Genomic DNA, 25,169 nt, shown 5'->3' on the forward strand with positions numbered 1-25,169 from the left:
TTAATTATCTTCCGTTAAATCTTCCTTTGTTTTTTTTGACTTTGCAGCTGGCTTTTTGCTTGTTTGTTTTCTAAAAATTCTTTTAAAGAAGCTGATTTTGGCATCTTGATCGGGATAATAAGCCTTCCTGGCAAAACCATTAACTATACCGAGGGTACCTACACAATACATGGAAATAGTAGGTGATAGATTGATGTAGTTGCAAACGCAAACCGCGGCGGCTATAACAGGAGTTACAAAAAGATTGATGCGCTGCGATTTCCATTGCAATACGCGTTCCATATCTTTATTATTATAGCATAGCTCGGCTTTATGTTTCACCAGATAGCGCGTGAGTAAGGTTTGTGCGAAAAAGGTTAACAGCACTATGCCGATGTATATATTTACAGACCAACCATAAGCCGCCGACTTTAAGCTGATTAATCCCGATATCATGGATACACCAAAAGGAAACAGCGACACAACAAATAAAAAAAGCAGGTTATAGACTAACACCATCTTATTATAGTCGCGCAGGAAGCTAAAAATTTTAAGGTGGCGCATCCAAAACGTGGCTACGAGGAAAAAGCTTAATGCGTAAGCCAAAAGCTTTGGAATCAATTCAAAAAAAGAATGCCGGACATGCTCTTCTGTCAGTTCGCGCATATTCTCTGGTAGCTTAATATCAATCACCATTATGGTAATAATAATAGCGAACACAGCATCACTAAACAGAATTACCCGCTCTAACTGAAATTCTTTCTTAATTTCCTCTTCTTCGTGTGCGTTCATAAAAGGGTTACTTCTTTTTAACTAAAGTCATGGTATAATTGTCGGCATCTACCACGGCCTGATAAAATTCTACAAGGTCGCTATAGGCCTCCTTGGTATAAGTACCGTCTAACATCTGCATTTTGCGTGTATAGATCAATTTATTGCCGGTTACAACAACGCTGGCGGTGTAGTTGCCAAAATCTTTCTGCAATTTAACATTTAAAAGCACTCTGTCGGATGCGTAACCATCTGGTAGGGTATAAGTTATCACATCATCATCGGTATAGCCTCTGTTAATGTACATGGGGGTGTTTCGGTTGCGTAGTTCGCGGGGCGTGTTCGATACACGGTTAACAGCATTAACAATAAAATGTAGCTTCCCATCTTCCGTAGTTGCATATTCGGCTGCGGTAAGCTTCAGGTTTTCGGTTAGTACAGGTTTAATATTTTTGGCCGCCGATAATTTAAAAGATTCAACCTCGAGGTTGTTGATCGGGTACCGTTTTTGAATATGTTTAACCTGATCCTGGTATGATTTGGTAAGCATATCATCTTGGTTTTCATACTGTGTGCCTTCCGCAGTTGTCAATACGTTGCCGGTAAGCACCCCGCTTTCATTAAGGGTGAAAGTTGCTTTGATCTCCTCCTTGTTTTGCTGGGCAGTATATTTAGGTGTATGTAATAACTTACCGCCTTCCGGCGTGCAGGCCAGCACTGTACGGTCGTCTGTAAAATCGCCGAGGTAGCCAAAGGGGATGGTTTTACTGGTGCACTCTAACCAGGTGGTATCGCTTTTAAAAGGCAGGCATAAGATAATATGGTCGGCCTGATCCATACTTGCAAAGTCAGTTTTCAAGCTTTCTTTTTCACTGCCCGATTTTACAACGCAGTAATATGAATCGATACTGGCAGCTTTAAGCAATGCCTGAGTGTAGTTAACCAGGCCCTTGCAGTCGCCATAACTTAATTGGTCTACCTCGCTGGCTTTAAATGGCTGGTAGCCGCCGACGCCAATCTGGATACTTACGTAACGGGTTTTTTGTTGCATAAACTCGTATATCTTTCGCGCTTTCTCCTTTGGGTCGGCAATGCCCGCTGTGAGGTCTTTTACTTGCTGTAAAGTTTCGGGCGATAACTGCGACCGCCCGGTAAGCAGCTTGTCGTAAATCCATTTGCCCAAATCGTTCCAATTGGTGTAGGTGCCGGGTATGCCCGAATAAATAAAATCTTGCGAGGCCAGGCGCACGCTCGTAATGTAATTAGTTTTGTTGGGGCTATAGGGTTCACTGCGGCGGGCTTTTACATTTTTAACCGCCCAGCTATAAGTTTTCATCCCTTTTTCATCGGTGCCGGTTTCAACTTTGTCAGCATAGCTGGTTTCTTTATAACGTATGTTTAACGATGGTTTACATACTAATTTATATGAGCTCTGCTCAACAGACACACCGCTTGAATAAGTGGGAAACCAGGGCTCGATGTTAAGCGTTTGGGTTTGCTTTACCTCATACTCATATTCAACGGTGTAGGGGTAAGTGGTAACCGCCGGTTCATAATATTTAACGCGTTCATCTTCAAACAAAGAAAAATCGTGAACCGCGCTCTCATCCTTAAAGCTGCTTTCGCCAAACTTGCTCAGCTGTTTGCCATACTCGTCGTAAATAATACCCTTAATGCTTTTTATCTGTCGGCTCTTATCGTACCAAATAGCTAGTTGGGCATCTTCTGCTCCATTTTTATTTAACACGGTAACGGCTTTTTTATAATGATAAAGCACGTTATCGTTCTCTTTTATGGTAATTGTGGTTTCGTCATTACGAATCACCGAGCTTGCATAAGGTAGCAGGTCTTTGGCTATTAATCCTGTGCCATAGCTTTGCTGTGCAAGGGCAGTCCGGCATAGCCCGATGCTAAAGGCAGCGGCAATTATAAGTGCTCTCATTTATTTTTTTGTGAAAAGAATCTCCGAGCTTTCTGCCTGTATAATTTTGTTATAAAACTCTTTGAGGTATGGGTACTCTGCAACACTGTAAACCGGCTTGGCAAACTGCAATGCTTCCGAGAAGGTGAAGCTCTCGGTATCGTTTGCAAATTCGGTCATGAGCGAACCGCCTTTGTTAGGTAAAGCTATCGCTAAATCTTTAGTTCCGCTTTCCACTATAAAGTTACCCGGCATATGTACGGTAACGGTAAATCTCGAAATTGAAGGCATCCCCATATCTATCGGGTAGCTACGATCCATCAGCTTGAAGGGATTTTCGTTGGTGTGGCCAAAAACAAACGGGTTTAGCGTAAGCTTGGCATGATCCAGGTTTTTATAAGCGTCGATCTCTACTTCATACGATTCCAAAATAGTGCTGTTCAAGCTGTCAACATTCTGAATTTCTGATTTCAAAATCTTAATTTTTGGAAACTTCTCGTCCAGATTTTCCACATACTCATCTATCGAATTAAACTTCTTGATCTCTTTACGTTTGAGGTACCCTGCGTAGCCTGCCGAGAATTGTTTGAAGGTGCCCTTAAGCTTACCGTCGGGCTGCAAAATGAGGTTTAAGCTAGCTATTTTAGACTCTTTTTGCGGTTCCACAATGTCCATCCAATAAGATTCTTTCTCGAAGCTAAGCACCCGGCCCTGATCATTTATACAACGTAGTGGCAACATACCAAAGGCAAGTAATTGGTCAGATGCGTCGAGCAGGTAGCTTTTGTCGCCGATGTTTACTTTGGCTATCACATAGTTAAAGTCGCTCTCTACGGGGAAAAGTCTGTTAACCGATCCGTGTTCACGGGTAGAAAGCAATACAGCCTCCGTGTTCAGATCTGCCGCTTTAAGTGCAGCAATAAGTGCCAGGTTAATATCACCGATGCTGCCCGTATGCTGATCGAGTGCTTTGCGGATACCGTCATCGCTATACTTACCATAAAACTGATTCCATTTCATAGTTTTTTGGATAAACTCGTAAATGGCCTGAGCTTTGGCGAGCTCATCGGTTTTACCGGCAATAACATCTTTAATGCGGTCTTTCATTAAACCGCTTCGTTTAATCTGACTGCCGAAATATTCGTTGCTTTTTAACGATTGGTCAACATCATGCCACTCTTTGGTCACCTTCACTTTTGTCCCATTGTTAAAATTAATATATTCCGAAAGCTCGAAATACATGGCCGAAATGAAGTTTTTGGCGGCGGTCATATACTCTTCTTCCACAAACGCAGGCACATTATCCATAATATAGGTAAGCCTGCTGCAATCGCAACGGGTGCCTGCATAAGAAAAGCACTCCCTGTCCAATTCTGAGTGGGAGTTAGTAAGTTTTAAGGCCCCCCTCAGGCTTACGTTATACTGAAATACGGCAGGTATATCGGCCCGGTATTCCGAATGGATTTTGGGTATGTCTGACTGAAACTCCCATGTGTGAAAGTTGAACAGAAAAGGCGATTCTGTAGTGTACCTATATTCAATAATGCAGCCAGGGCGCAGGTTGGGCATACTAAATTTGGCGAGATCGGTGTATTTGTTCTCATTCGTCTTGAAGATCTTCGACTGCTCGAGTTGAGATTGCCTAAGAATGCCGTTTTCGTCTGTATAAGTAGTAACGGCTTCTACATCCCGTATGGTTTCGTAAGTATTGCTATCATCTCTGTGTAGGGTTATCACCACGTCGCCTTCCGATTTAAAAGCCTGGCTATCGAATATCTTTACCTTCACATGGTGCTCAAAAACAAGGCGGAGATTGTCGTTTGTGTTAATGTATGCCTTGCCAAATTCGTTAAGCACAAGTGCGTGGGCGCTGGTGTCTTTGTCGTATTTTTTCATTTGGATCTCCTGATCGGTGAATTTTCCGAACTCAAAATCTTGTGCAAATGATTGATAGCAAGTAAATAACAGTAGGAGGGATAGGAATAGGGGGCGTTTCATTAAAAATTGTAATTAGGTGGGTATTAAAATAACGATTTATAAGCAGATGCTAAATACCATTTTAAAAATATATTGTGCGGGTATAACAAACCTTTTTACGATTTTTGGCGGGTAGACATTACACGAATGAAATTGAATTTAAAGCGTCCGTTGGCATTTTTTGATCTGGAAGCCACAGGTACACACATTGGGGTTGATCGTATTGTTGAAATATCCGTAATTAAAATGATGCCAGATGGCAGCGAAGCGGTAAAAACATGGCGGGTGAACCCGGAAATGCCTATTCCGTATGAAACATCCCTTATACATGGTATATATGACGAGGATATTAAAGCCGAGCCAAGCTTTAAACAATTGGCACCAGAAATAGCTGAGTTTATTGGCGACAGCGACCTCTCGGGCTTTAACTCTAACAAGTTTGATATCCCTATGCTGATGGAGGAGTTTCTACGCGTTGGTGTGCCTTTTGATATAGAAAACCGCCATTTGGTTGATGTGCAAAATATTTTCCACCAGATGGAACAACGCACCTTAAAAGCTGCTTACCGTTTTTATTGCAACAAAGAAATTGTTAACGCACACAGCGCCGAAGCAGACACCCGTGCCACCATGGAGGTATTGCTGGCCCAGCTGGAGCGTTATGCCGAAACGGAGTTTGAAGACCGTGAAGGCAATAAATCTATCCCGGTTGTGCCAGATGTAGAAGCCCTGCATGTATTTACCAACATGAACAGGAATGTTGATTTTGCAGGACGTATGGTGTTTAATGCCGATGGCCACGAAGTGTTTAACTTCGGCAAGCACAAAGGCCGAAGAGTTGAAGATGTGTTTGAAACAGAGCCAAGCTATTACTCATGGATGATGCAGGGCGATTTTCCGCTTTACACTAAGCGCAAAATTGAAACCATCTACAAACGTTGGAACGAAGCTCGCATTGCTGCCCGCCCAAAACCGGTACAACAACCAAAGCCGGAACCTAATGCACTTGAAAAGCCACTGACTGAGAAGCCTAATAAGCCGTATCAGCAAAACAAACCATATCAGCAAAATCCTAACTTTAAGAAGAAGGAAGAACCGGCTAAACCGGTTAATGATGACATGCTGAAGTTGTTGGCTGATAAATTTAAAAAAGGATAAACTGATTTCGGAATTCGGATGTTCTATTTCGAATTTATATAAAAATGCGTCATTGCGAGCGATAGTGAAGCAATCCACGATTTACAGAGCCGTTCCGTATAGTTTGGGATTGCTTCGCTATCGCCCGCAATGACGTTTTTGTCTATTCTATCTTCTTTAAAAAGCTAATATTTCGCTGCAAGCCATTAAACTTAGTGCGCTTCACAGCCGAATTTTTAAACACCTTTCTGAAAACGTCTTCGGTGATCTCGTTCCAGTCAGCTGAGTTCATACCAAGCAGATCAGGGTGCGGATCAAACGATTGTTCCTGGTGAAGCACAGAGAATTTGTTCCAGGGGCAAACATCCTGGCAAATATCGCAGCCAAACATCCAGCCATCCATTTTGCCTTTAAACTCGGCGGGGATCTCGTTTTTAAGCTCTATAGTTAAATAAGAGATGCAGCGGCTGCCGTTAACTACCTGTGGGGCAACTATGGCCTCGGTAGGGCAGGCATCAAGGCAACGAGTGCAGGTGCCGCAGTGGTCGGCTGTTGGTTCAATGTCATACTCGAGCTCAATGTCAACAATCAGTTCGGCAAGGAAAAAGAATGAGCCTGTTTTTTTACTGATCAGGTTAGAGTTTTTGCCTATCCAGCCCAGTCCGGCTTTTTTTGCCCAGGCCTTGTCCAATACAGGTGCCGAGTCTACAAATGCCCGGCCACCTACTTCGCCTATTTTATCGTTGATGATAGCCAACAATAATTTTAGCTTGTCTTTAATAACGGTATGATAATCGGCCCCATAAGCATATTTGGATATTTTGGGCGCGGATGAATCGGCCTGTTCATTATCAGAGTAATAGTTTAACCCTAAAGAGATTACCGATTTAGCACCCTCAACCAATAAACGTGGGTCGAGGCGCTTGTCGAAGTAGTTTTCCATGTAGGTCATTTCGCCGTGCATGCCGGCGTTGAGCCATTTCTCCAACCGAGGCGCCTCCTGTTCCAGAAATTCTGCTTTCGCTATACCGCAAAATAAAAAACCAAGCTTTTGGGCTTCATCTTTTATCAATTGGCTGTATGCGGCGTGGTTATTAAGCATTGCCGCAAAGATACGGATATGCAGCAAAGTAAGCAGTTGATTTATTTAAGGTTAAGTTAATTTGGCGATCACTAAGGTTAACTATTGCAAACAGATTGAAAGTGGTAGCGTTGTATTAAAACAATAACGCACCTATAAAACATACAATTATGATAACCAACGATTTGAAAACAGCTGATCCGAAGAACCCGGACGTAGCCAATTACGATAGTACCGATAAGAGTGATGACACACTTCACGAAAACAAGGGCGACTCCGCCATCGACGAAACCAATGACCCAACGGTGCAGGATAAGCCCGATCCCGAGCGTGTGAAAACGGTAACTCCATCCCGAGATGGCGACCCGAGCCCAGAGGATGGTAAGCCGATTACTAATTCATCGGCCGAGCAGCCGATAACCAACTCTTCGAATAAAGGAGAAGGGCCCGCGGGAGAAAACTTGTAAAAAGAAAAGCCGCTCATTCGAGCGGCTTTTCTTTTTTAGAGAGTAGTTGATTAAGTTGAGTGGTTGATTAGATTCTTAAGCAGAACTATTCACTTAATCAACCCAATCAACCATTCACTAACCATTAAAAACTGTTCTTAATACTGTTACTCAACGTCTTGGTGCTCCAGTAGCCGCTATCTAAAATACGGCGTACAGTCATTAATGGATCGTTTGCATAGCGTTTATCAGCTAGTTGGAACGCAATCAGGAAATTGCGTTTATGCAATTCCGGCAGGTTTTCTGCATTCCACAAACCAAACGGATAGGCAAAGTATTTAATGTCTTTACCGGTGATCTCTTCCAGTTTTTTGGTTGGTTTATCTAACTGGGTTTCCCAGTCTTTACCTGCAAATTTTTTGAAGTTGTGGTGATCCCAGGTATGGCTGCCGATAACGTTGCCTTCGTCAGATAGTTGTTTTACCTGCTCTTTGCTCATGTAATGCGGGCGACCAAGCGATACCGTCATGATAAAAAATACGCCTTTGAAGCCATATTTCTTCATCTCCGGGCGGGCAATGGTAAACTGATCTAAATCGGTATCATCAAAAGTTAACATAATAGGCTTGCTTGGCAGCGGTGTGCCAAAAGCCAGGTACGAATACAGCTGATCGGGTAAAATGGTATGGTAACCACTATCGGCCAGCATTTTGATGTGTTCTTTAAAAGAAGCAATTGGTACGATGTAATCTTTAGCAACTTTAGAGTCGGTCGGTTTCCAATCACGGATCTGGTGGTAGCAAATCACAGGCACTTGTTTACGGCCCATAATGGTTGCTGCCGAAGCCGGCGTTCCCCCCGGTATTTTGGTTACTGTTTCGGTAGTTTCTGTTTTTGTTGCAGCTGTAGCAGTTGCCGTAATAGTTTTTTCTGCAGGTTTTGATTGGCATGATACTGCAGCCAGCATGCAGAAAGGTAGTAGGGTAGACAGTAGCTTTGACATATTAGATATATATTTTAATAGCGACGAAAATAGAATAATAAATGTTCTGTCAGTAAAATTATTTAACGCGAATTATAAACATTTTCTATTTATCGCCCTGCAACGACATAGAGTAAGGAACCGAAGTTTCTTTAACACCTCTTGTTTTATTTGGCTGCGCCGACATGTTATAATTAATCACCGCACCCTGCATCAGGCTGCTGTGGCTTAACCAGTTCATATCATAAGGTTTGCCGTTATATTGCATAGTATTAATGTACTTATTAGTGTCGCTGTTAGCCGGAGCATTGATCACAACAGTTTTGCCGTTCTCCAGTTTTAGAGTTGCTTTTTTAAACAGTGGAGCACCAATTACGTACTGGTCTGTAGCCGGGCAAACCGGGTAAAAACCTAATGACGAAAATACGTACCAAGCCGAAGTCTGTCCATTATCTTCATCGCCGCAATAGCCATCTGGTGTGGCTTTGTAAAGGCGGTTCATGGCTTCGCGTGCCCAGTATTGGGTTTTCCACGGCGCACCTGCATAGTTATACAGGTAAATCATGTGCTGTATTGGCTGATTGCCATGCGCATACTGACCCATATTCATTATCTGCATTTCGCGGATCTCGTGGATCACTTCGCCATAGTAGCTATCGTCAAACGTTGGCGGAAGCAGGAATACAGAATCCAGCTTGTTTACAAATTTATCCTTGCCGCCCATTAACTTAATCAGGCCGTTAATATCATGAAATACCGACCATGAGTAGTGCCAGCTGTTACCCTCTGTAAAAGCATCGCCCCATTTAAACGGACTAAAAGGTGTTGCCCAACTGCCGTCTTTGTTTTTACCACGCATTAAACCATATTGTGGGTCAAAAAGGTTTTTATAGTTCATGGCGCGGTTTTTATATAGATCGGTCTCGGATTTCGGGCGGTGCAGTGCTTTGCCTAATTGATATATCGCAAAATCATCATACGCGTATTCCAACGTACGGGCAGCGTTTTCGTTGATCTTAACATCATAAGGCACGTACCCTAATTCGTTATAATATTTAACGCCATAACGGCCAACTGCCGAAATAGGTCCTTCGTTGTTGGCACCATGTATCAATGCTTCGTACAAGGTATTAATATCGTAACCACGTAAGCCTTTTGCGTAAGCATCAGAAACTACTGAGGCAGAGTTATTGCCAACCATAATATCTGAGTAGCCCGGGCTGCTCCACTCTGGCAACCATCCACCTTCTTTATAATCGTTAATCAAACCCTCTTGCATCTCTTTATTAATAGAAGGATACATCAGGTTTAAGAAAGGATACAAAGCACGGAAGGTGTCCCAAAATCCGGTGCCACCAAACATATAACCCGGCAATACTTTGCCATTATAAGGGCTCCAGTGTACAATCTGATTTTTAGCATCAACCTCATAAAGCTTGTTCGGGAAGAAAAGCATACGGTACAGACATGAATAAAAAGTACGTGTTTGATCAACAGAACCACCCTCAATGCTAATGCGGCTTAGGGTTTTGTTCCATGTAGCGCGGGCTTTTTGTTTAGTTTGATCAAAGCTATCATGAGCCAGTTCGCGCTGCAAGTTTAGCTCTGCCTGTTCGGCACTGATAAATGATGAGGCTACGCGTAAATGCACTTGCTCTCCTTTAACAGTTTTAAAGCCAATAATAGCACCAGCATGGTCGTTGCTTAACTCCAGCGAGTCGGCACCTGCAAAGGTTTTACCATGCCAGGTACGGTTGTAGGTAAATGGCTTATCTACGTAAATAACGAAGTAGTTTTTAAAATTGGTGTATTTACCACGAGAGTATCGTGTAGTATAGCCAATGATCTTTTGCTCTTTCGGTAAAATTTTAACGTACGAACCCTTATTAAAAGGATCTACTACAATAAATGAGCTATCCGTTTTAGGAAAGGTAAAGCGAAACTGCGCTGCACGTTCTGTAGGAGTTATCTCGGTGGTTACATCGGCATCGGCCAGGTAAACACTGTAGTAATATGGTTTCGAAACTTCAGCCTTGTGGCTAAACCAGCTGGCGCGGTCGTCCTGCGTAAATTTGGCTTTGCCGGTAACTGGCATAATCGCAAACTGGCCATAATCGTTCATCCATGGCGAAGGTTGGTGCGTTTGCTTAAAGCCGCGAATTTTATCGGCATCATAGGTATACATCCAACCGTTACCCATGGTGCCTGTTTGCGGCGACCAGGTATTCATACCCCAGGGCAGTGCAATGGCAGGGTAGGTGTTACCGTTTGATAGTTCGACTTTAGATTGGCTGCCCATTAGTGGGTTAACCCAATCGGCAGGGTCTGTAATCTGGTTAACTTGCTGGGCAAACGAATTGATGCCCGCAAACAAAAGCAGAGGTAGGATGAATTTTTTCATTTTTTGATATAAGGATGGAGCGAATGTGTTAAAATAAAGTAGCGTTGCCTCCCGGCCTAAAGATGCCTAAATGTTTGTAAGCAAAATCTGTTACCTCGCGGCCACGGGCGGTGCGCATCAGGTAGCCTTCCTGTATTAAAAAAGGTTCGTATACTTCTTCAATAGTGCCTTCATCTTCGCCAACGGCAGTGGCAATCGTTTTTAAACCTACGGGACCGCCTTTGAATTTTTCGATAATCGTAACGAGGATCTTATTGTCCATTTCGTCAAGCCCGTGTTCGTCAACGTTCAGGGCATTTAACGCATATTGGGCAATTTCAGTATCAATGTTACCATTGCCTTTTATCTGGGCAAAATCGCGCGTACGGCGCAAAAGTGCGTTGGCAATACGCGGAGTACCACGACTGCGGCGTGCAATTTCGTAAGCACCCTCATCGCTAATTGGCGTTTTTAATATATCTGAAGATCGCAATACAATGGTAGTCAGTAATTTAGCGTCGTAATATTCCAGCCTTGAATTAATGCCAAAACGTGCACGCAAAGGCGCTGTAAGCAACCCTGAGCGCGTGGTTGCACCAACAAGGGTAAAGGGATTCAAAGAGATCTGTACCGAACGGGCATTAGGACCAGATTCGAGCATAATATCGATCTTGAAATCTTCCATAGCCGAATACAGATATTCTTCAACCAAAGGGCTTAGGCGGTGTATCTCATCAATAAAAAGGATGTCGCCCGGTTCGAGGTTGGTTAATAAACCTGCAAGGTCGCCGGGTTTATCTAAAACCGGACCGGAGGTGATTTTGATGCCAACCCCCATTTCGTTGGCGATAATGTGCGATAGTGTTGTTTTACCTAAGCCGGGCGGGCCATGTAGCAGTACGTGGTCGAGCGCTTCGCCGCGCTGGCGCGCTGCCTGAACAAAAATGCGGAGGTTAGCTAATATTTTATGCTGACCGGTAAAGTCTTCAAATGCCTGCGGGCGCAACACTTTTTCGATGTCGCGCTCGGTGGGCGAAAGGCGTTCGCGGTCAGGATCGAGATGTTCATTCATTACCAACGAAATTAGCAAATTTGTTTGAGTTGTTGGCTGTGGAATTGTTGTTTGAGTTGAATAAGTTTATTAAGTGAGTTGTTCTTCTTTTAAAATCCATCCAATCGCTTAACTTAATCAACTACTCACTTAATCAACCACCCCACTTATCCTTCCGGATACTTCCTAAAGATACTATTGATCTTCATTTGGATAACACCGATAAAGGCTTCGCGGAAAATACCTGTCGACATTTTGGAAGTGCCTTCAGTACGGTCGGTGAAAATGATCGGCACTTCTACCAGGGTAAAGCCATGTTTAATGGCGGTATACTTCATTTCAATCTGGAAAGCGTAGCCCACAAATTTTATTTTATCCAGGTTAAGTACGTCAAATACACGGCTCTTGTAGCATACAAAGCCAGCGGTTGAGTCCTGTACGTTGATACCGGTTATAAAGCGCACATATACCGAGGCAAAGTAACTCATCAGTACCCGGCTCATTGGCCAGTTAACCACGTTTACGCCTTTAATATAACGTGAGCCCACGGCTACGTCGGCACCACCAACACAAGCATTACGTAATTTGATCAGATCTTCGGGGTTGTGCGAAAAATCGGCATCCATCTCAAAAATGTAATCGTACTTGCGTTGTATCGACCATTTAAAGCCATGTATATAAGCAGTGCCCAGGCCTTGTTTGCCTGCGCGTTCTTCTATAAACAGTTTTTCGGGGTATTCTTGCCGCAGATTTTTTACAATGTTGGCTGTGCCATCGGGCGAACCATCATCAACAATAAGCAAATGGAAGTCATGAGGAAGCGAGAACACTTTGCGGATCATCCGTTCAATGTTTTCCTTCTCATTATAAGTGGGGATAATAACTATGCTGTCGGGCACCGTATAAATTTATAATGCTTTGACGAAATAAAAAAAGCCGCATCCAAATGATGCGGCTTCAAATATCTTAAATTATTTGCTATTAAAAAGGGTGATTATCTTACCCCGTGCATCATTTTTTTCAAAAAGCCCGATATCAGGAATAAAACTACTGACGCCACACCCGATAAAATTACGAATACCATAAAGAATTCGTACAGATTATGAATCGTAAAGCCCACAAACGTAGGATAATGAATATCGATCTTATCTTTCGCCAGTTCGGCAATTTGCTGCGCTGTAGCAGTAATTTTACCATCCAGGATGCCTTGAAGGTCGATACCCTTCGAAGCCGCAAGGGTAAACTTGTCGCCTGTAGGCGGGATAATTGCTCCCAAAGTACCGGCCAAGGCGTAGCCAGCTGCGTTACCTAAAAACCAAACACCCATTAGCAACGACGAGAATCTTTTAGGAGCCAGTTTTGATACCAGTGATAAACCGATAGGAGATAGACAAAGCTCGCCCAGGGTATGGAACAGGTACATTACAAATAACCAGATTACAGCCAATTTGCCAGTATTGCCAATAGCCTTTACCTGCACTGCGATGATGTAATAACCAACTGCTAGCAAGAACAGGCCGATAGCCTGTTTCATTGGCGAAATAGGCTCAAGATTACGTTTCTGTAATTTTAACCACAACCAGCTAAATGGTAGCGCAAATACAATGATGAAGAATGAGTTAGCATTTTGCACAGCACTTGGAGGCATTTGCCAGCCAAAAATGTGCGTATCGGTCTGTTTATCGGCCACAAAGGTTAGCGACGAACCAGCCTGCTCAAAAGCCGACCAGAAGAAGATAACGAAGAAGGCTACGATGTACAGTACAAAAATACGGTCGCGCTCTATTTTAGTTATGGATTTGTCGGTAAGGATCAACACGGCTAAGCTGATACCCGAAGCATAAATGAACGGATACACCCAGCTTTTGATAGGGTTGGGATCGATAGATAAATAATGGATACCGAAGAATAGTGCAATCATTAACACAACCACACCTATGATAGAGCTGGTAGAAAAGTTAGCTTTTTCAGCTTCGCCAGTCGGGCTTAACGTTGAGCCATCGTGGGTAGGTTTTGTACCTACAGCTTTACCGTCCGGATCGTGTACATATTTGTTCTTTAAGAAGATAAAAAGGATGGTACCGAAGACCAAAGCAGCACCAGCTGCTAAAAATCCCCATTTAAAAGCTTCGACAACACGTACATCACCAACCTTAACGTCGCCTAATAATGGACAAATAGCCATACCTAATAAAGCGCCGCAATTGATACCCATGTAGAAAATGGTGAATGCCGAGTCGAGGCGCGAATCGCCTTTTTTGTACAGCATACCCACCATAGATGATATATTGGGCTTGAAGAAACCGTTACCAAATATCATAACCGCCAGAGCTCCCCACATTAATAGCTTAGCCATTTCGAGGTTACTGGCATACATTGATCCACTGAAAAACATGAGGATCTGCCCGCCGCCCATCACAAAACCACCGAGGATAATACAGGCGCGGTTACCCAGGTACTGATCGGCAATGTAGCCGCCCAGCATTGGGGTTAAATAACAAAGCCCTAAAAAACCACCGTAAATAATGGCGGCATCTTTATCAGAAAAAGCAAGTGCATTTACTAAAAACAAGGTAAGCAGGGCGCGCATACCATAAAAATTAAACCGTTCCCACATTTCCGTAGAAAACAACACATATAGGCCTTTAGGATGTCCCTTTGGAGACTGTTCTATAAAAGCCGGATCTAACGCCAACTCTGGTTCTGCACTCATATAAAAATTAAAAAATTTGCTAAAAATAGGATTATTCTGATAAACCGAAATTTTATTCTGTTAAATAACAGAGGTGTTACTAATACTTCTGAATAAAGGTATGAATTAATTATGTCCTGCGCTTGCAGCTGCCCTGTCAAGCAAGGCTTGTTTTTTAGGATCTACGATATCCTGATCGGTAGGGCTGCCTAAATTACGCAGATCGATATTCTCCTGAAATATCCATTTGCCGTTTTGCAGACGATAACCATCATAAGTAAGGTCGGGGCCATAGGTTTCAGGCTTGTCCTGCTGCTTTTTATCGGGAGGGGCAAGGTGGTCAAAGGCAATCAAATGTTGCTCGGGCAAATACTTGAGCATCATAGATACCTGGCGCGAGTACTCGAACACGATCCTGTCGTGCGTTGTGCCTTTGTCTGCAAAAACCGGCGCGCCTAATACTGGTTTGCCATTTTGAAATGATAACACCTCGATCAGTTTTTTGGTAGATTTTGGGGTGTTGCCTTTCCAGCCCAAAAGCACGTAATAGGGATTAGCCCCCGCTACCGGGATAATGTTATAATATAAAGCGCCATACCATTTTGTATTGCTGGTTACGGTATCCTGCGGGCTACTCATAAACGGCGAATAATCTGCCAGTGGATACATCTCGAGCGGTGCAGTGCCGGTATTGATCTGTATGGTACCGTAAAAACGATAGCTGCCATCCTGGTTCATTACAGGCCAGCTAAAAATGCGGAAACGGCCGTCCGGTGCATTAATAATGCTGATGGTTTTAACCGAGTCGAACTTGAAATTGAACGAGCCCGGCATTTTGAGCGTAGTTGTAAGTGTTTTAATGAAGTTATAGTTGGCAGCCTTGCGCTCCATTTCATCTTCATTGTTGATCATTCGTACGCCGAGGTGCTTAAGGCTATCCCGATAAACACGGGGTAGAGCAGTTTGCGGGCCAACCTGTGCCAGCAGCATCACCGGGCTGAAACTTAATAAGCAGATTAACAGTCTTTTGATCATAAAACTATTAACGCAAATTTTCGATAACCATTGCGCTGGCACCACCTCCGCCGTTACAAATTCCTGCGGCGCCGTAGCGGGCATTTTTTTGTTTAAGAACATGCAGCAAAGTTACAATAATCCGGGCACCCGAAGCACCAAGCGGATGGCCTAAGGATACAGCACCTCCGTTAATGTTGACTTTGGATGGATCGAGCTTGAGAATCTGATTGTTAGCTATAGCCACAACAGAAAAAGCTTCGTTAATCTCAAAAAAATCTATCTCATTTGCCGACAATCCAGCACGCTGTAAAGCCAGGGGAATAGCCTTTGAGGGCGCGGTAGTAAACCATTCGGGCGCTTGTTGAGCATCGGCATAAGAAACAATACGGGCTAATGGTTTTACCCCCATGGTCTCTGCACGCTCTTTGCTCATTAATATAAGCGCTGCGGCTCCATCATTAAGGGTTGAGGCATTGGCTGCAGTTACGCTACCTTGCTTATCAAAAACGGGTTTTAAGCCAGGGATCTTATCATACTTAACGGTTTCTGGCTCTTCGTCTTTATCAAAAAAGGTGACGTTGCCTTTTTTGTCTTTCAGTTCTATCGGCGTAATCTCTTCTTTGAAAAGTCCGTCAGCCTGCGCTTTTTGTGCTCTTTGGTATGATTCTATCGCGTAAGCATCCTGATCTTCGCGGCTAATGTGGCATTCGGTGGCGCATAATTCGGCAGCCGAGCCCATATGATAGTTATTATAAACATCCCACAGGCCATCTTTTACCAGTCCGTCTGTAACCTGTCCGTGGCCTAAGCGGTAACCGGTGCGGGCTTTATCTAAATAATAAGGAACGTTGCTCATGCTCTCCATACCTCCCGCAACAATAATCTCCTGCTCGCCAAGCGCGATGCTTTGGGCAGCCAACATTATCGCTTTCATGCCCGAAGCACAAACTTTATTAACCGTAGTGGCTGGGATATCTGGAAGACCTGCAAAACGTACCGACTGGGTAGCAGGTGCCTGCCCCAAATTGGCCGACATTACATTCCCCATATATACTTCCTGAATATGTTCTGGCTTAATCCCGGCTTTTTCAACCGCAGAGCTAATGGCTAATGCACCAAGCTGGGTGGCTGTAAAAGGAGCAAGGCTGCCCCCGAAACTGCCAATAGCAGTGCGGGTTGCAGCTACAATATATACTTCTTTCATTTTGTATCTTTTATAATTTGGTTGCGCAATTTAGCTTTTTGACCCGTCCGACAAAAATATCATATAGATGGATATCCGTTTAAACGGCTTTTGAGCCTTCCTAGCTACAACATTTAACGTATTTTGCCTGTTGTTATTGAGCTTTAGCCACTTAAAATTACGCTGATAAACAGAAATGGCCGAAAGTTCTTAATTTTGTGAGTTAATAATTTCAATGGCAAAACTTTCATCTTCGCGCCAAAAGGCACTTTTGCGCAAATACGCCCGCAATCTGAAGTTCTTTATGATATTGGTTAGTATATGCGTAATTGTTTTTGCGCTGCCTAAACAAGCCAAATTCAGATACGAATACGATAAGGGCCGGATCTGGAATCAGAAAGACCTTATATCTCCCTACAACTTCGCGATATTAAAAACCACGCAAGAGATTGAGAGTGACAAAGCGTCGGCGCTTAAAACGATAAAACCGGTTTATCAGCTCGATAGCGACATACGACAAGAAGAGGAAGAGGGGTTTAAAAGTGATTTTGAAATAAAATGGCACGATTCGGGACTGAACGATCATTTAAAACTCCGCTACCTCACGGTTGGGCTTAACTTGTTGAGCGATGTTTATGATAAAGGTATTTTAACGCTTAACGTAAAATATCAGCACAACGCCGAAAACTATCCGGTTACCATACTAGACCACAACGTTTCCGGCGAGAAAAACACGGCCGACCTGCTAACCAAAGAACGTGCGCAGGCCTATTGCGAAAAAGTGCTGAATGCCACCAATCTCGACAAAGCATTTCTATTGAACCTAATCCAAAACCGAATTCAAAATAACCTTGTTTACGATGATAAGCTTACCAATCGGTTGGAGAAAGAAGTGCTGGAGGGTATTTCCACCACCAGCGGTATGGTGCAAAAAGGCGAAGTGATTGTTATTAAAGGGTCGGTTGTAAACAACGATGTTTATCAGAAATTAGAATCGTACAAAAAGGCGTTTGAGGATAATGCCCGTATCAATGGCGATCGTAACCTGGTACTGCTTGGGCAGTTTCTGCTAGTATCCATTGTTATCGTCATCCTCATGGTTTTCCTTTATCTGTTCCGTAAGGATATTTATTACGATAACCGCCTTGTGGGGCTGATCTTGCTGGTGGTTACAGCTATGCTTGCGACACTTTCGTGGGCTATTCGCATCCAGTTACCTAACCTATACTATATCCCTTATTGTATTGTGCCGATCATTATCCGGATATTGTTTGATACCCGCTTGGCGCTTAATATCCACCTGTTGGTAATATTGGTGGCAGGTTTCTTTGTGCCTAATAGTTTTGAGTTTGCCTATTTCGAGATCACTTCGGGTATGGTGGCTATTTACAGTATAAAGAACCTGATTCGCAGGGAGCAGTTTTTAACCTCGGCCGCTATTATCACTTTCAATTACTTTGTGGCATTTCTGGGTATTTCGTTTATCCGCGAAGGCAGTTTTATGAACATCGACTGGATGGATTTCTTTCCATTCTTCGTGAGCGTACTACTTACTTTACTGGCCTACCCGCTTATTTATGCTTTTGAGCGTGTGTTTGGTATTACCTCAGAAATTACGCTGATAGAACTCACTAACACTAATGCACCTTTACTACGCGAATTGGCATTTAGCGCACCCGGAACGTTTCAACATTCGTTGCAGGTGGCCAATTTGGCCGAGAATGCAATTTATAGTATTGGCGGTAATGCTTTGTTGGTTAGGGCCGGGGCGTTATATCATGATATTGGTAAATTGGAGAACCCGCTCTATTTTATAGAGAACCAAAGCTCGGGTTTTAATCCACACGATAAGCTGCCTTATGAAGACAGCGCGCAAATCATTATTCGACACGTGAGTAAAGGAGCGGAGATGGCTCGGAAGCATGGTTTGCCCGAAATCGTGATCGACTTTATACGCACTCATCATGGCAATACCAGGGTTGATTATTTCTATCAATCGTTCCTTAAGAACTATCCTGAGAAGGGAATTGACGAAAATATCTTCAGATATCCGGGCCCAATACCGTTTTCTAAGGAAACCGGTGTGCTGATGTTAGCAGATTCTGTAGAGGCTGCTTCACGCTCTTTACGCGAGCCGGATGCGCAATCTATCAGCAATCTGGTCGACCGTATTGTGAGCTATAAGCTTGATCAGGGGCAACTTAACGATAGTAACATTACTTTAAAGGATATCCAAACCATCAAGACTATTTTTAAGAAAATGCTCATGAGTATTTACCACGTCAGAATTGATTATTAAAAATGTGAAAAATTATTTTGACGCGTTTTCTCTTTTACTATATTTGCAGACCCAAAACGGGGGACATTCTTTAAAAGAATTGGTGAGGTGCCTGAGAGGCCGAAAGGATCAGTTTGCTAAACTGACGTACGGGAAACTGTACCGAGGGTTCGAATCCCTCCCTCACCGCCAGATAGTCAATCAAAAACACTCAAAAGCCTGTAAATCACACGATTACAGGCTTTTTTGTTTCTTAAAAACACTCAGAAAATGTCCCGATTCGCATAATTCTATTGCGTCATTCATTGCGTCTTTTTTGCGAGAAAAAAGACGCAATGGAAGTGGTGTAACTAGCTGATATTCATCCAGTTCATGAGATGAACATCTTGCCACTTTAAAGCTGCATTTCGATATTTATAAACTTATTAAATGCGTCTTTATGTTAGAAAGAAGTTTTGGTCTGTTGTTTTTCTTAAAGCAACCAAGAAATTATGAATCAGGTCCGATGTATGTTTACCTGAAGATCACGGTAGACGGGGTTCCAAAAGAAATGTCTGTTAAGCGGAATTGGGAACACTCGCGTTGGAATGGAAAAGGAGGAAGGGCATCCGGGACAAAAGAAGATGCCAAACAGCTTAATGTTTACCTGGATAGCTTACAGTCTAAAGTGTACGATGCCAAACAGCGGTTAATGGAAACCGGGCAGGTCGTAACGTCTTCCGCCATCATCGAAATTGTAAATGGTGCTGAACAGCGCAAACGGGGACTAATGGCGATGTTTAAGGAGCACAATGATGCGATGAAGAAGATGATTGGTAAGGGTGTTGCCAAAGGTACCTGGACAAATTTTAATACAAGTTACCGGCATTCCTTAGACTTTCTTAAAGCCAATTATCAAACAGATGAAATCAATATCCTGTCGCTCAATCTGGAATTCGTCAAGCGGCTATACAACTGGTTTCGCACAGAAAAGAAACTTGGTCATAATAGTGCCCTCAAGAATATCGCTAACGTTAAGAAGATCGTTATTAGCTGTGTTGACAATGGATGGCTCAAGACAGACCCTTTTCTAAAGTTTGACGAAACAAGAGAGGTTGTCAGTACGATCTACCTGGTAAAGGAAGAACTCCAAGCAATCGCCAATAAAGAAATTACCAATAGCCGACTATGCAGGGTTCGGGATGTATTCATTTTTTGCTGCTTCACCGGTCTGGCATTTGCTGATGTCAAGCAGCTTAAAAAATCAGAAATCACGCTCGGGTTTGACAGCGAACTCAGGATTTACAAAAATCGGCAGAAAACCGGAACCCCTTCCTTGATACCGTTACTTCCAATCGCTAAAATGATCTTGTCAAAATACGAGAATGATCCGGAATGTCTGGCAACTGATCAACTATTGCCTGTCTTATCAAATCAAAAATATAATGTCTATCTAAAAGAGATCGCAAATATTTGCGGCATTGCGAAAGAGCTCAAGACGCATGTCGCACGCCACACGTTCGGTACAACGGTAACTTTGGCCAACAACGTGCCTTTAGAATCGATTAAAGATATGATGGGACACAAAAGTTTGAGACAGACCTTGCACTATGCTAAGATTACCGGTATGAAGATTAACGAGGACATGGCGGAGCTGCAGAAGACCTTGGAAAAAAAAGAATTTATATCCGACCATCAAATTGCGAAAAAGCCGGAGTGAAAATGAATAATCATCGTTTCTGTAAATTGACATAATCGTAAATGTTCATGCCAAGTCCAAAAGCCCTATAACAGGGTTTTTGGACTAAAAAAATATCGGTACTATGGAATTACTTGTGAAGTTTTGAGATGCTGGGATCCGAACTTCGAGGGTAATTATGGAAGTGGAAATCATTACAAAAAAAGACTTAAAGCTTTTCAAAGAGGAGATGCTTGATGCAATTGAAAAATTGCTGCAAAAAAACAATAGTTCAACTTCAGAGTGGCTGAGAAGCAGGCAGGTAAGGGAAATGCTTAACATTTCTCCGAACACACTTCAAAATCTCCGGATCAAGGGAGAAATTCAATATACCAAAGTTGGTGGCATCTTTCTCTACAATGTAACGGATCTAAAAGAAACATTGAATGGTAAGCAGGGTAGAGACCATTGAATTGTTCATTGGCTTTATGCAGGTGGCTATATTCGATGAAAGAATGAAACCTTTGCATATCAGCTTTTATGCAGGTTTGGTCTATCTGAGCACGAGCAGTAACGGCGTCATGCCAATACGGGTAACTAGAATCAAATTGATGAAGGTCGCGAAAATTAATTCAGTAGTAACTTATCATAAAATTATTGCCCAATTAGAACTATACGGTTACATTAAATACCAACCTTCTTATAATCGATTTGAGGGAAGTCGGATTTATCTGATCTGAATTTTTGTCTTTTAGAAAGGCTAGATCAAGGGTTGAAGTTAAAAATTACAGGTTTTCGTCCGATAGAGATGTACCCGCTGAAATATTACCTAAAACACTGTGATTTTTCGACATCGTATTGAAAGTATTGCCTTCGAACTATTTTCCTGCCCACTCGCAAATCGGGTGCTTTTTCCTGAAAATGCACCGAATCTAAAAATTCAAAAAAAAAATATCAAGGAGGTTATGGACCATTCGCTTTTTCTTTGGAAAGCAGGCAGGGGCTCTGGGCCAACCCTCAACCTCCACCCGGTTCTTACACACCGCTTCGCTCAGTTTATCACCCGGTTCCGGTTCGCTCGCAAGAGCCGGGGCGCCAAATTCCAGCACCACAACCCGGACTGGAAACCCGCTGCCGCTGGGTACTCCAGTCCTGCCCACCCATCTGGCGTCCCGGCCCTTGACCATTACAGGTTATTGAGCAATGGGCGATCCTAATTAAACTTCGTTTGGATTTTACTATGGAGTTGAGGCCCATTTCCTTCTCCTTGCTATTACATTTGCAGTTTGAAGGTGTTAATCCTCATCCCCTCCCTTCTCAAAAACAGACCGCAGAAGCCGCCTAACAGGCAATCCCCAAAAACTTGTCTGGCCGTTACTGATTTACCCGACTAGCTCGTGCAGGTCAGTTACCACTTATTTATTTTTCTTGAAGACCGCTTTTCTATGTCATCCTTTCGCTCAGCTGTCCGGATAAAAGCGCAGCTAAGTTCGTGACCGGTGTGTGCTTTGGGTTGCCAAAAGCTTACGGCATAAACGGCTTCCTCCCCAAAGGGTCCCCTCCAATTATTCCGTTTCCTTTTGGCTGCTTCCGGTCACATTTCACTGCTTCCTTTTCGGTCCGGAGCTCCAAAACAAAGAGGCTGGCAAAAAAAGAAAAAACAGATAAAAATTTCATCCAAAAAAATAAAAAAAATGGGAAACTGGTGCAGCAACACATTCGAGTTCATAGGCGAACATTCGCAGTTTGAACAATTAGGAATTCTCTTCCGCGCTATGGAAATAAAGGAAAAAAAGGAGGAAAAAGGGCAGGTGCCCGATTTTGTAAAAGGAGAAAGCGGCTTTATGTTCCAGATCTGCTGGAAGGAGGGGTTGCTTTATTATCAAACGAAGTGGCAACCCAATCTTGTGGTCATGGTTAAAATAGCTGATTACTTTAATGTTGGCTTTATACACAATTACACGGAGCCTGGCAACAGTATCCGTGGTGAAGCCTGTTACAAGGATGGCTTATTAACAAACATTTACCTTAACACCATCGAAACCGATGGTATTCGATACCATGAAGAAGGTGATTACTATGAACTGGAAGGATTCGGTTTTGATGCCATTGAAGAACTGCTCGACTTCCTGCTGGTGCGTAAAAAAATGAGGTTGTCTCAGGTTGGCCGTGATGATAATTCTATTACGCCGCGTTAGATGCTATGCTTTAACACTAAATACGCAAAATTAAAATCAACGTCATCACAAGATTCCACATGGAGATGGTATTGACCGTTGGCGAAATGTCCAAATGTGTTGCCCATAGCAGTAAGGTAACCGGGCAGTTTTTTTGCTCCGCTGGCGAACCAATCATTGTTGTTGTGTGGCTGTCGTGAAACAAAATGAAATTTACAGAAAATCGAGGCTAACTGGGTGAGAAGTTTTGCGACCCTGAGAATTGCTGGTCGATCAACCAAAGAAGTAAAATAGTTTTGGTTTCCATAAGCGTTGTGTGTTAGGCAACGCTGGTCGGAAGTGCCTCGCTGTTAGCGTCTGATATGATGTCCCTTAAATGATGACTAAATCCTGATGCTATGGTGAAAATCAAAGAAGGCTACCACATGTCGCCTGAAGAAAAGCTAGAATTTGATAGGGTAGATGCGCTACCCCGGAAAAAGTGTGGCCGCGTCGCTTATTACTATAAGCCGGAAACGAAGTACCCGGCCAGGATCTACGTTTTCATGCATTCAGAAATATGGCAGGATCGTAACCGGCGTCCCATGGGCTTGTTTCACGCCCAGCCCTTTTTGACAAGGCCAATGAATAGCGGGGAAATAGAATATCATCATTTTGATACACGGCTTTGTTATCACCAGTACGAAGATTGGCAAAAGCAGATTTACGCGGAAGAGAAGGAAGCCGCGCAAATGGACCTTGAAGATCCAGGCTCGGGGCTTGTTTTCCTCGATAATTTGAAGGGCTACCTGGAAAAGTATCCAATTGGTTTCCAAACTTCTTTAAAGCGTTATACGGACGCCGATGGCAAATTCCTTTCCGAAGATTATCAACTTGACAGATTGCTGGAAACCGCCAATAATTACACCATAGCAGAGATCGGAGAACTGTTGGATAAAGAAAATAAGCAAGGTAAACGTTTGCCGATGTTAGTGTTGCTTAAAACAATGTACAGGAATGCGGCGGAAGGGCATGCCCCGAATTGGAAGCTTGACGAAAGGAAACTGAAACGCAAAATCGAGCAAGCCGTGAAGAGAAAACGGGTCAATTTCGTACGAAGAATTTATGCGGGTAGCCCTTTATTTGCGATGACCGAAATCTTGTTAAAGTACCCGGATTATACAGCCGCCATGTTGGAAAGTGACCTGCTGAAAAAACGCCACGTTGTAAAACGGAAAAAGAAAAAAGCGGTTACAGACCTCCGCCGTTGCCAACTAATGAAACTTGTTCAGCTATTAGCTCATGCTCCGGATGAGCAGGCATATCATCGTACCTGCACCAAATTTGCGATCATGACGAAAGCTCATAACCACAGGTTACCGATCCCGGTTCCTGTAAAACTGGAAGGTAAAACGGAGGTTTATTATTTCGCATGGCGTACACGTGAAAACGTTGTCAAGGATTTTGTCGCCAAGGCTAATCAGCGGGGTATTAGCCATGCAGAATTAAAAAAAGTTCAGCAAGCGATGGTTTCAAGTTCCTATAGCTACTGATGAAGCACCGCCCCGATATTTTGTTTTCTAACCTAATCCACCTGGAGCGACACCCAAAAGGATTGAATCATGACTTAGTCCCATATTCAACGTCTTAGTCCTTTTTCTCCTTTGGAGATAATAAGAAAATGACTAATCACAACATATAGTTTCATGAAAATCGATTTCATCGATGAACAGTTCCAGGGGTGATTGAAAGATGGGGTACGGGGAAGCAAACGAATAATGATAAAATGCTTGCTAAGCATAAAAAGCCGGCCTCGCCTCGGATAACATTTGGAGCCGTACAAACAGGCAGAATTTACGGAAATAGAATTTTAGCAGGCCGTTTGCCAGAGAAACGGCGTTTTTCGTCGCGTTTACATCGCATCGTTATTACCCGACTATCCTGTTCAGAGGCTATTCTTCGTTGTTTTGTTCACTGGCCATTTTTTCAAATTCAGAATTGAAGAATTCGCTCAACGGGACGTTCAAGGCATTTAGTAATTTGATAAGCGAGGATAGTTTGAGGTCCCCACCATTCTCATAACGCCATATCTGGGAACGACTGATATCTTTTAATGCCGCAAACTTTTCATAACTGGAATATTTCTGTTTACGTAATTCTTGGGCACGCGATGCCACACACCTGAGTACTTTACTGGGGTCAGCATATAACGGCTTGGCTTTTTTTGGCATGGGGTAAAATAAACCAATTTGTACCTTATGAGGTACTCCTTTACAGACACACCATTTTAGACACATCTTAAATGATACATTTTTTTGGTTGATGACTTTAAATTGTCTACATTAGTTTATGGCCCTCGCAGTAATAGAAAATGACTTATTGCATCAATCCTTTCAAACCCTCGGATTTGATCAGGACTTTATTGCTGCCTGTAATGCGATTGGAATCAATTGTTTAGCTG

At 43.1% G+C, this 25,169-nt stretch carries 19 protein-coding genes and 1 tRNA gene; 8 read left to right on the top strand and 12 right to left on the bottom strand.

The window, feature by feature from the left end; translation table 11 throughout:
• From GSY63_RS06865 to GSY63_RS06875, 3 genes are read right to left on the bottom strand one after another with little or no spacing between them, the layout of a single operon-like run.
• Complete coding sequence (locus GSY63_RS06865; protein ID WP_166585050.1) at positions 1-771, bottom strand: TMEM175 family protein; 771 nt, start codon at positions 769-771, stop codon at positions 1-3.
• Between the two features lie 7 nt (positions 772-778).
• Entirely contained in the window at positions 779-2,692 is a 1,914-nt protein-coding gene (locus tag GSY63_RS06870) for a DUF3857 domain-containing protein (protein ID WP_166585051.1), read from the bottom strand.
• Positions 2,693-4,567 carry a DUF3857 domain-containing protein gene (locus tag GSY63_RS06875; RefSeq protein ID WP_243749171.1) on the bottom strand — a complete coding sequence of 625 codons (1,875 nt, stop codon included), beginning with the start codon at positions 4,565-4,567 and terminating at the stop codon, positions 2,693-2,695.
• Positions 4,568-4,795: 228 nt separating this feature from the next.
• Here GSY63_RS06875 and GSY63_RS06880 point away from each other — a divergent pair, with 228 nt between their 5' ends.
• Entirely contained in the window at positions 4,796-5,806 is a 1,011-nt protein-coding gene (locus tag GSY63_RS06880; protein WP_166585053.1) for a 3'-5' exonuclease, read from the top strand.
• A 142-nt stretch (positions 5,807-5,948) separates the two neighbouring features.
• Here GSY63_RS06880 and queG read toward each other — a convergent pair whose 3' ends face one another.
• Positions 5,949-6,887 carry a tRNA epoxyqueuosine(34) reductase QueG gene (queG, locus tag GSY63_RS06885; protein ID WP_166585054.1) on the bottom strand — a complete coding sequence of 313 codons (939 nt, stop codon included), beginning with the start codon at positions 6,885-6,887 and terminating at the stop codon, positions 5,949-5,951.
• Between the two features lie 149 nt (positions 6,888-7,036).
• On the opposite strand from queG, the gene GSY63_RS06890 reads away from it, so the two are divergent.
• Entirely contained in the window at positions 7,037-7,333 is a 297-nt protein-coding gene (locus GSY63_RS06890) for a hypothetical protein (RefSeq protein WP_166585055.1), read from the top strand.
• 124 nt (positions 7,334-7,457) lie between these two features.
• On the opposite strand, the gene GSY63_RS06895 is transcribed toward GSY63_RS06890, so the two are convergent.
• The 7 genes from GSY63_RS06895 to GSY63_RS06925 all read right to left on the bottom strand — a co-directional run bounded on the left by GSY63_RS06895 (position 7,458) and on the right by GSY63_RS06925 (position 16,638).
• Positions 7,458-8,315: a polysaccharide deacetylase family protein gene (locus GSY63_RS06895; RefSeq protein ID WP_166585056.1), complete on the bottom strand. Its 858-nt coding sequence runs from the start codon at positions 8,313-8,315 to the stop codon at positions 7,458-7,460.
• 85 nt (positions 8,316-8,400) lie between these two features.
• Positions 8,401-10,695: a GH92 family glycosyl hydrolase gene (locus GSY63_RS06900; RefSeq protein WP_166585057.1), complete on the bottom strand. Its 2,295-nt coding sequence runs from the start codon at positions 10,693-10,695 to the stop codon at positions 8,401-8,403.
• A gap of 28 nt (positions 10,696-10,723) precedes the next feature.
• A complete protein-coding gene (gene ruvB, locus GSY63_RS06905; RefSeq protein WP_166585058.1) occupies positions 10,724-11,746 on the bottom strand; it encodes a Holliday junction branch migration DNA helicase RuvB in 1,023 nt (340 codons plus the stop codon).
• Positions 11,747-11,892: 146 nt separating this feature from the next.
• The gene (locus GSY63_RS06910; protein WP_166585059.1) at positions 11,893-12,624 is read right to left on the bottom strand and encodes a polyprenol monophosphomannose synthase; all 732 of its coding nucleotides are present in this window, start codon (positions 12,622-12,624) and stop codon (positions 11,893-11,895) included.
• Positions 12,625-12,719: 95 nt separating this feature from the next.
• Complete coding sequence (locus GSY63_RS06915; RefSeq protein ID WP_166585060.1) at positions 12,720-14,438, bottom strand: peptide MFS transporter; 1,719 nt, start codon at positions 14,436-14,438, stop codon at positions 12,720-12,722.
• Positions 14,439-14,543: 105 nt separating this feature from the next.
• Positions 14,544-15,554: a hypothetical protein gene (locus tag GSY63_RS06920; RefSeq protein WP_166584876.1), complete on the bottom strand. Its 1,011-nt coding sequence runs from the start codon at positions 15,552-15,554 to the stop codon at positions 14,544-14,546.
• Positions 15,460-16,638, bottom strand: coding sequence for an acetyl-CoA C-acyltransferase (locus GSY63_RS06925; RefSeq protein WP_166585061.1), 1,179 nt, complete (start codon positions 16,636-16,638; stop codon positions 15,460-15,462). The genes GSY63_RS06920 and GSY63_RS06925 overlap by 95 nt, the downstream gene beginning before the upstream one ends.
• 214 nt (positions 16,639-16,852) lie before the next feature.
• On the opposite strand from GSY63_RS06925, the gene GSY63_RS06930 reads away from it, so the two are divergent.
• From GSY63_RS06930 to GSY63_RS06955, 6 genes are all read left to right on the top strand, one after another.
• Complete coding sequence (locus tag GSY63_RS06930) at positions 16,853-18,916, top strand: HD family phosphohydrolase (RefSeq protein ID WP_166585062.1); 2,064 nt, start codon at positions 16,853-16,855, stop codon at positions 18,914-18,916.
• Between the two features lie 81 nt (positions 18,917-18,997).
• A tRNA-Ser gene (locus GSY63_RS06935) sits at positions 18,998-19,087 on the top strand.
• 247 nt (positions 19,088-19,334) lie between these two features.
• The gene (locus GSY63_RS06940; protein ID WP_166585063.1) at positions 19,335-20,594 is read left to right on the top strand and encodes a site-specific integrase; all 1,260 of its coding nucleotides are present in this window, start codon (positions 19,335-19,337) and stop codon (positions 20,592-20,594) included.
• 157 nt (positions 20,595-20,751) lie between these two features.
• Positions 20,752-21,024 (top strand): helix-turn-helix domain-containing protein, encoded by a 273-nt coding sequence (locus GSY63_RS06945; protein ID WP_166585064.1) that lies wholly within the window; start codon positions 20,752-20,754, stop codon positions 21,022-21,024.
• A gap of 1,222 nt (positions 21,025-22,246) precedes the next feature.
• A complete protein-coding gene (locus GSY63_RS06950; protein ID WP_166585065.1) occupies positions 22,247-22,750 on the top strand; it encodes a DUF1281 family ferredoxin-like fold protein in 504 nt (167 codons plus the stop codon).
• Positions 22,751-23,127: 377 nt separating this feature from the next.
• Positions 23,128-24,261 (top strand): hypothetical protein, encoded by a 1,134-nt coding sequence (locus tag GSY63_RS06955; RefSeq protein ID WP_166585066.1) that lies wholly within the window; start codon positions 23,128-23,130, stop codon positions 24,259-24,261.
• Positions 24,262-24,660: 399 nt separating this feature from the next.
• Here GSY63_RS06955 and GSY63_RS06960 read toward each other — a convergent pair whose 3' ends face one another.
• Positions 24,661-24,939, bottom strand: a complete 279-nt coding sequence (locus GSY63_RS06960; RefSeq protein ID WP_166585067.1) for a helix-turn-helix domain-containing protein — start codon at positions 24,937-24,939, stop codon at positions 24,661-24,663.
• Between the last annotated feature and the right edge of the window lie 230 nt (positions 24,940-25,169).

It is taken from the genome of Mucilaginibacter agri (genome assembly GCF_009928685.1).
GTDB classification, from domain to species: domain Bacteria; phylum Bacteroidota; class Bacteroidia; order Sphingobacteriales; family Sphingobacteriaceae; genus Mucilaginibacter; species Mucilaginibacter agri.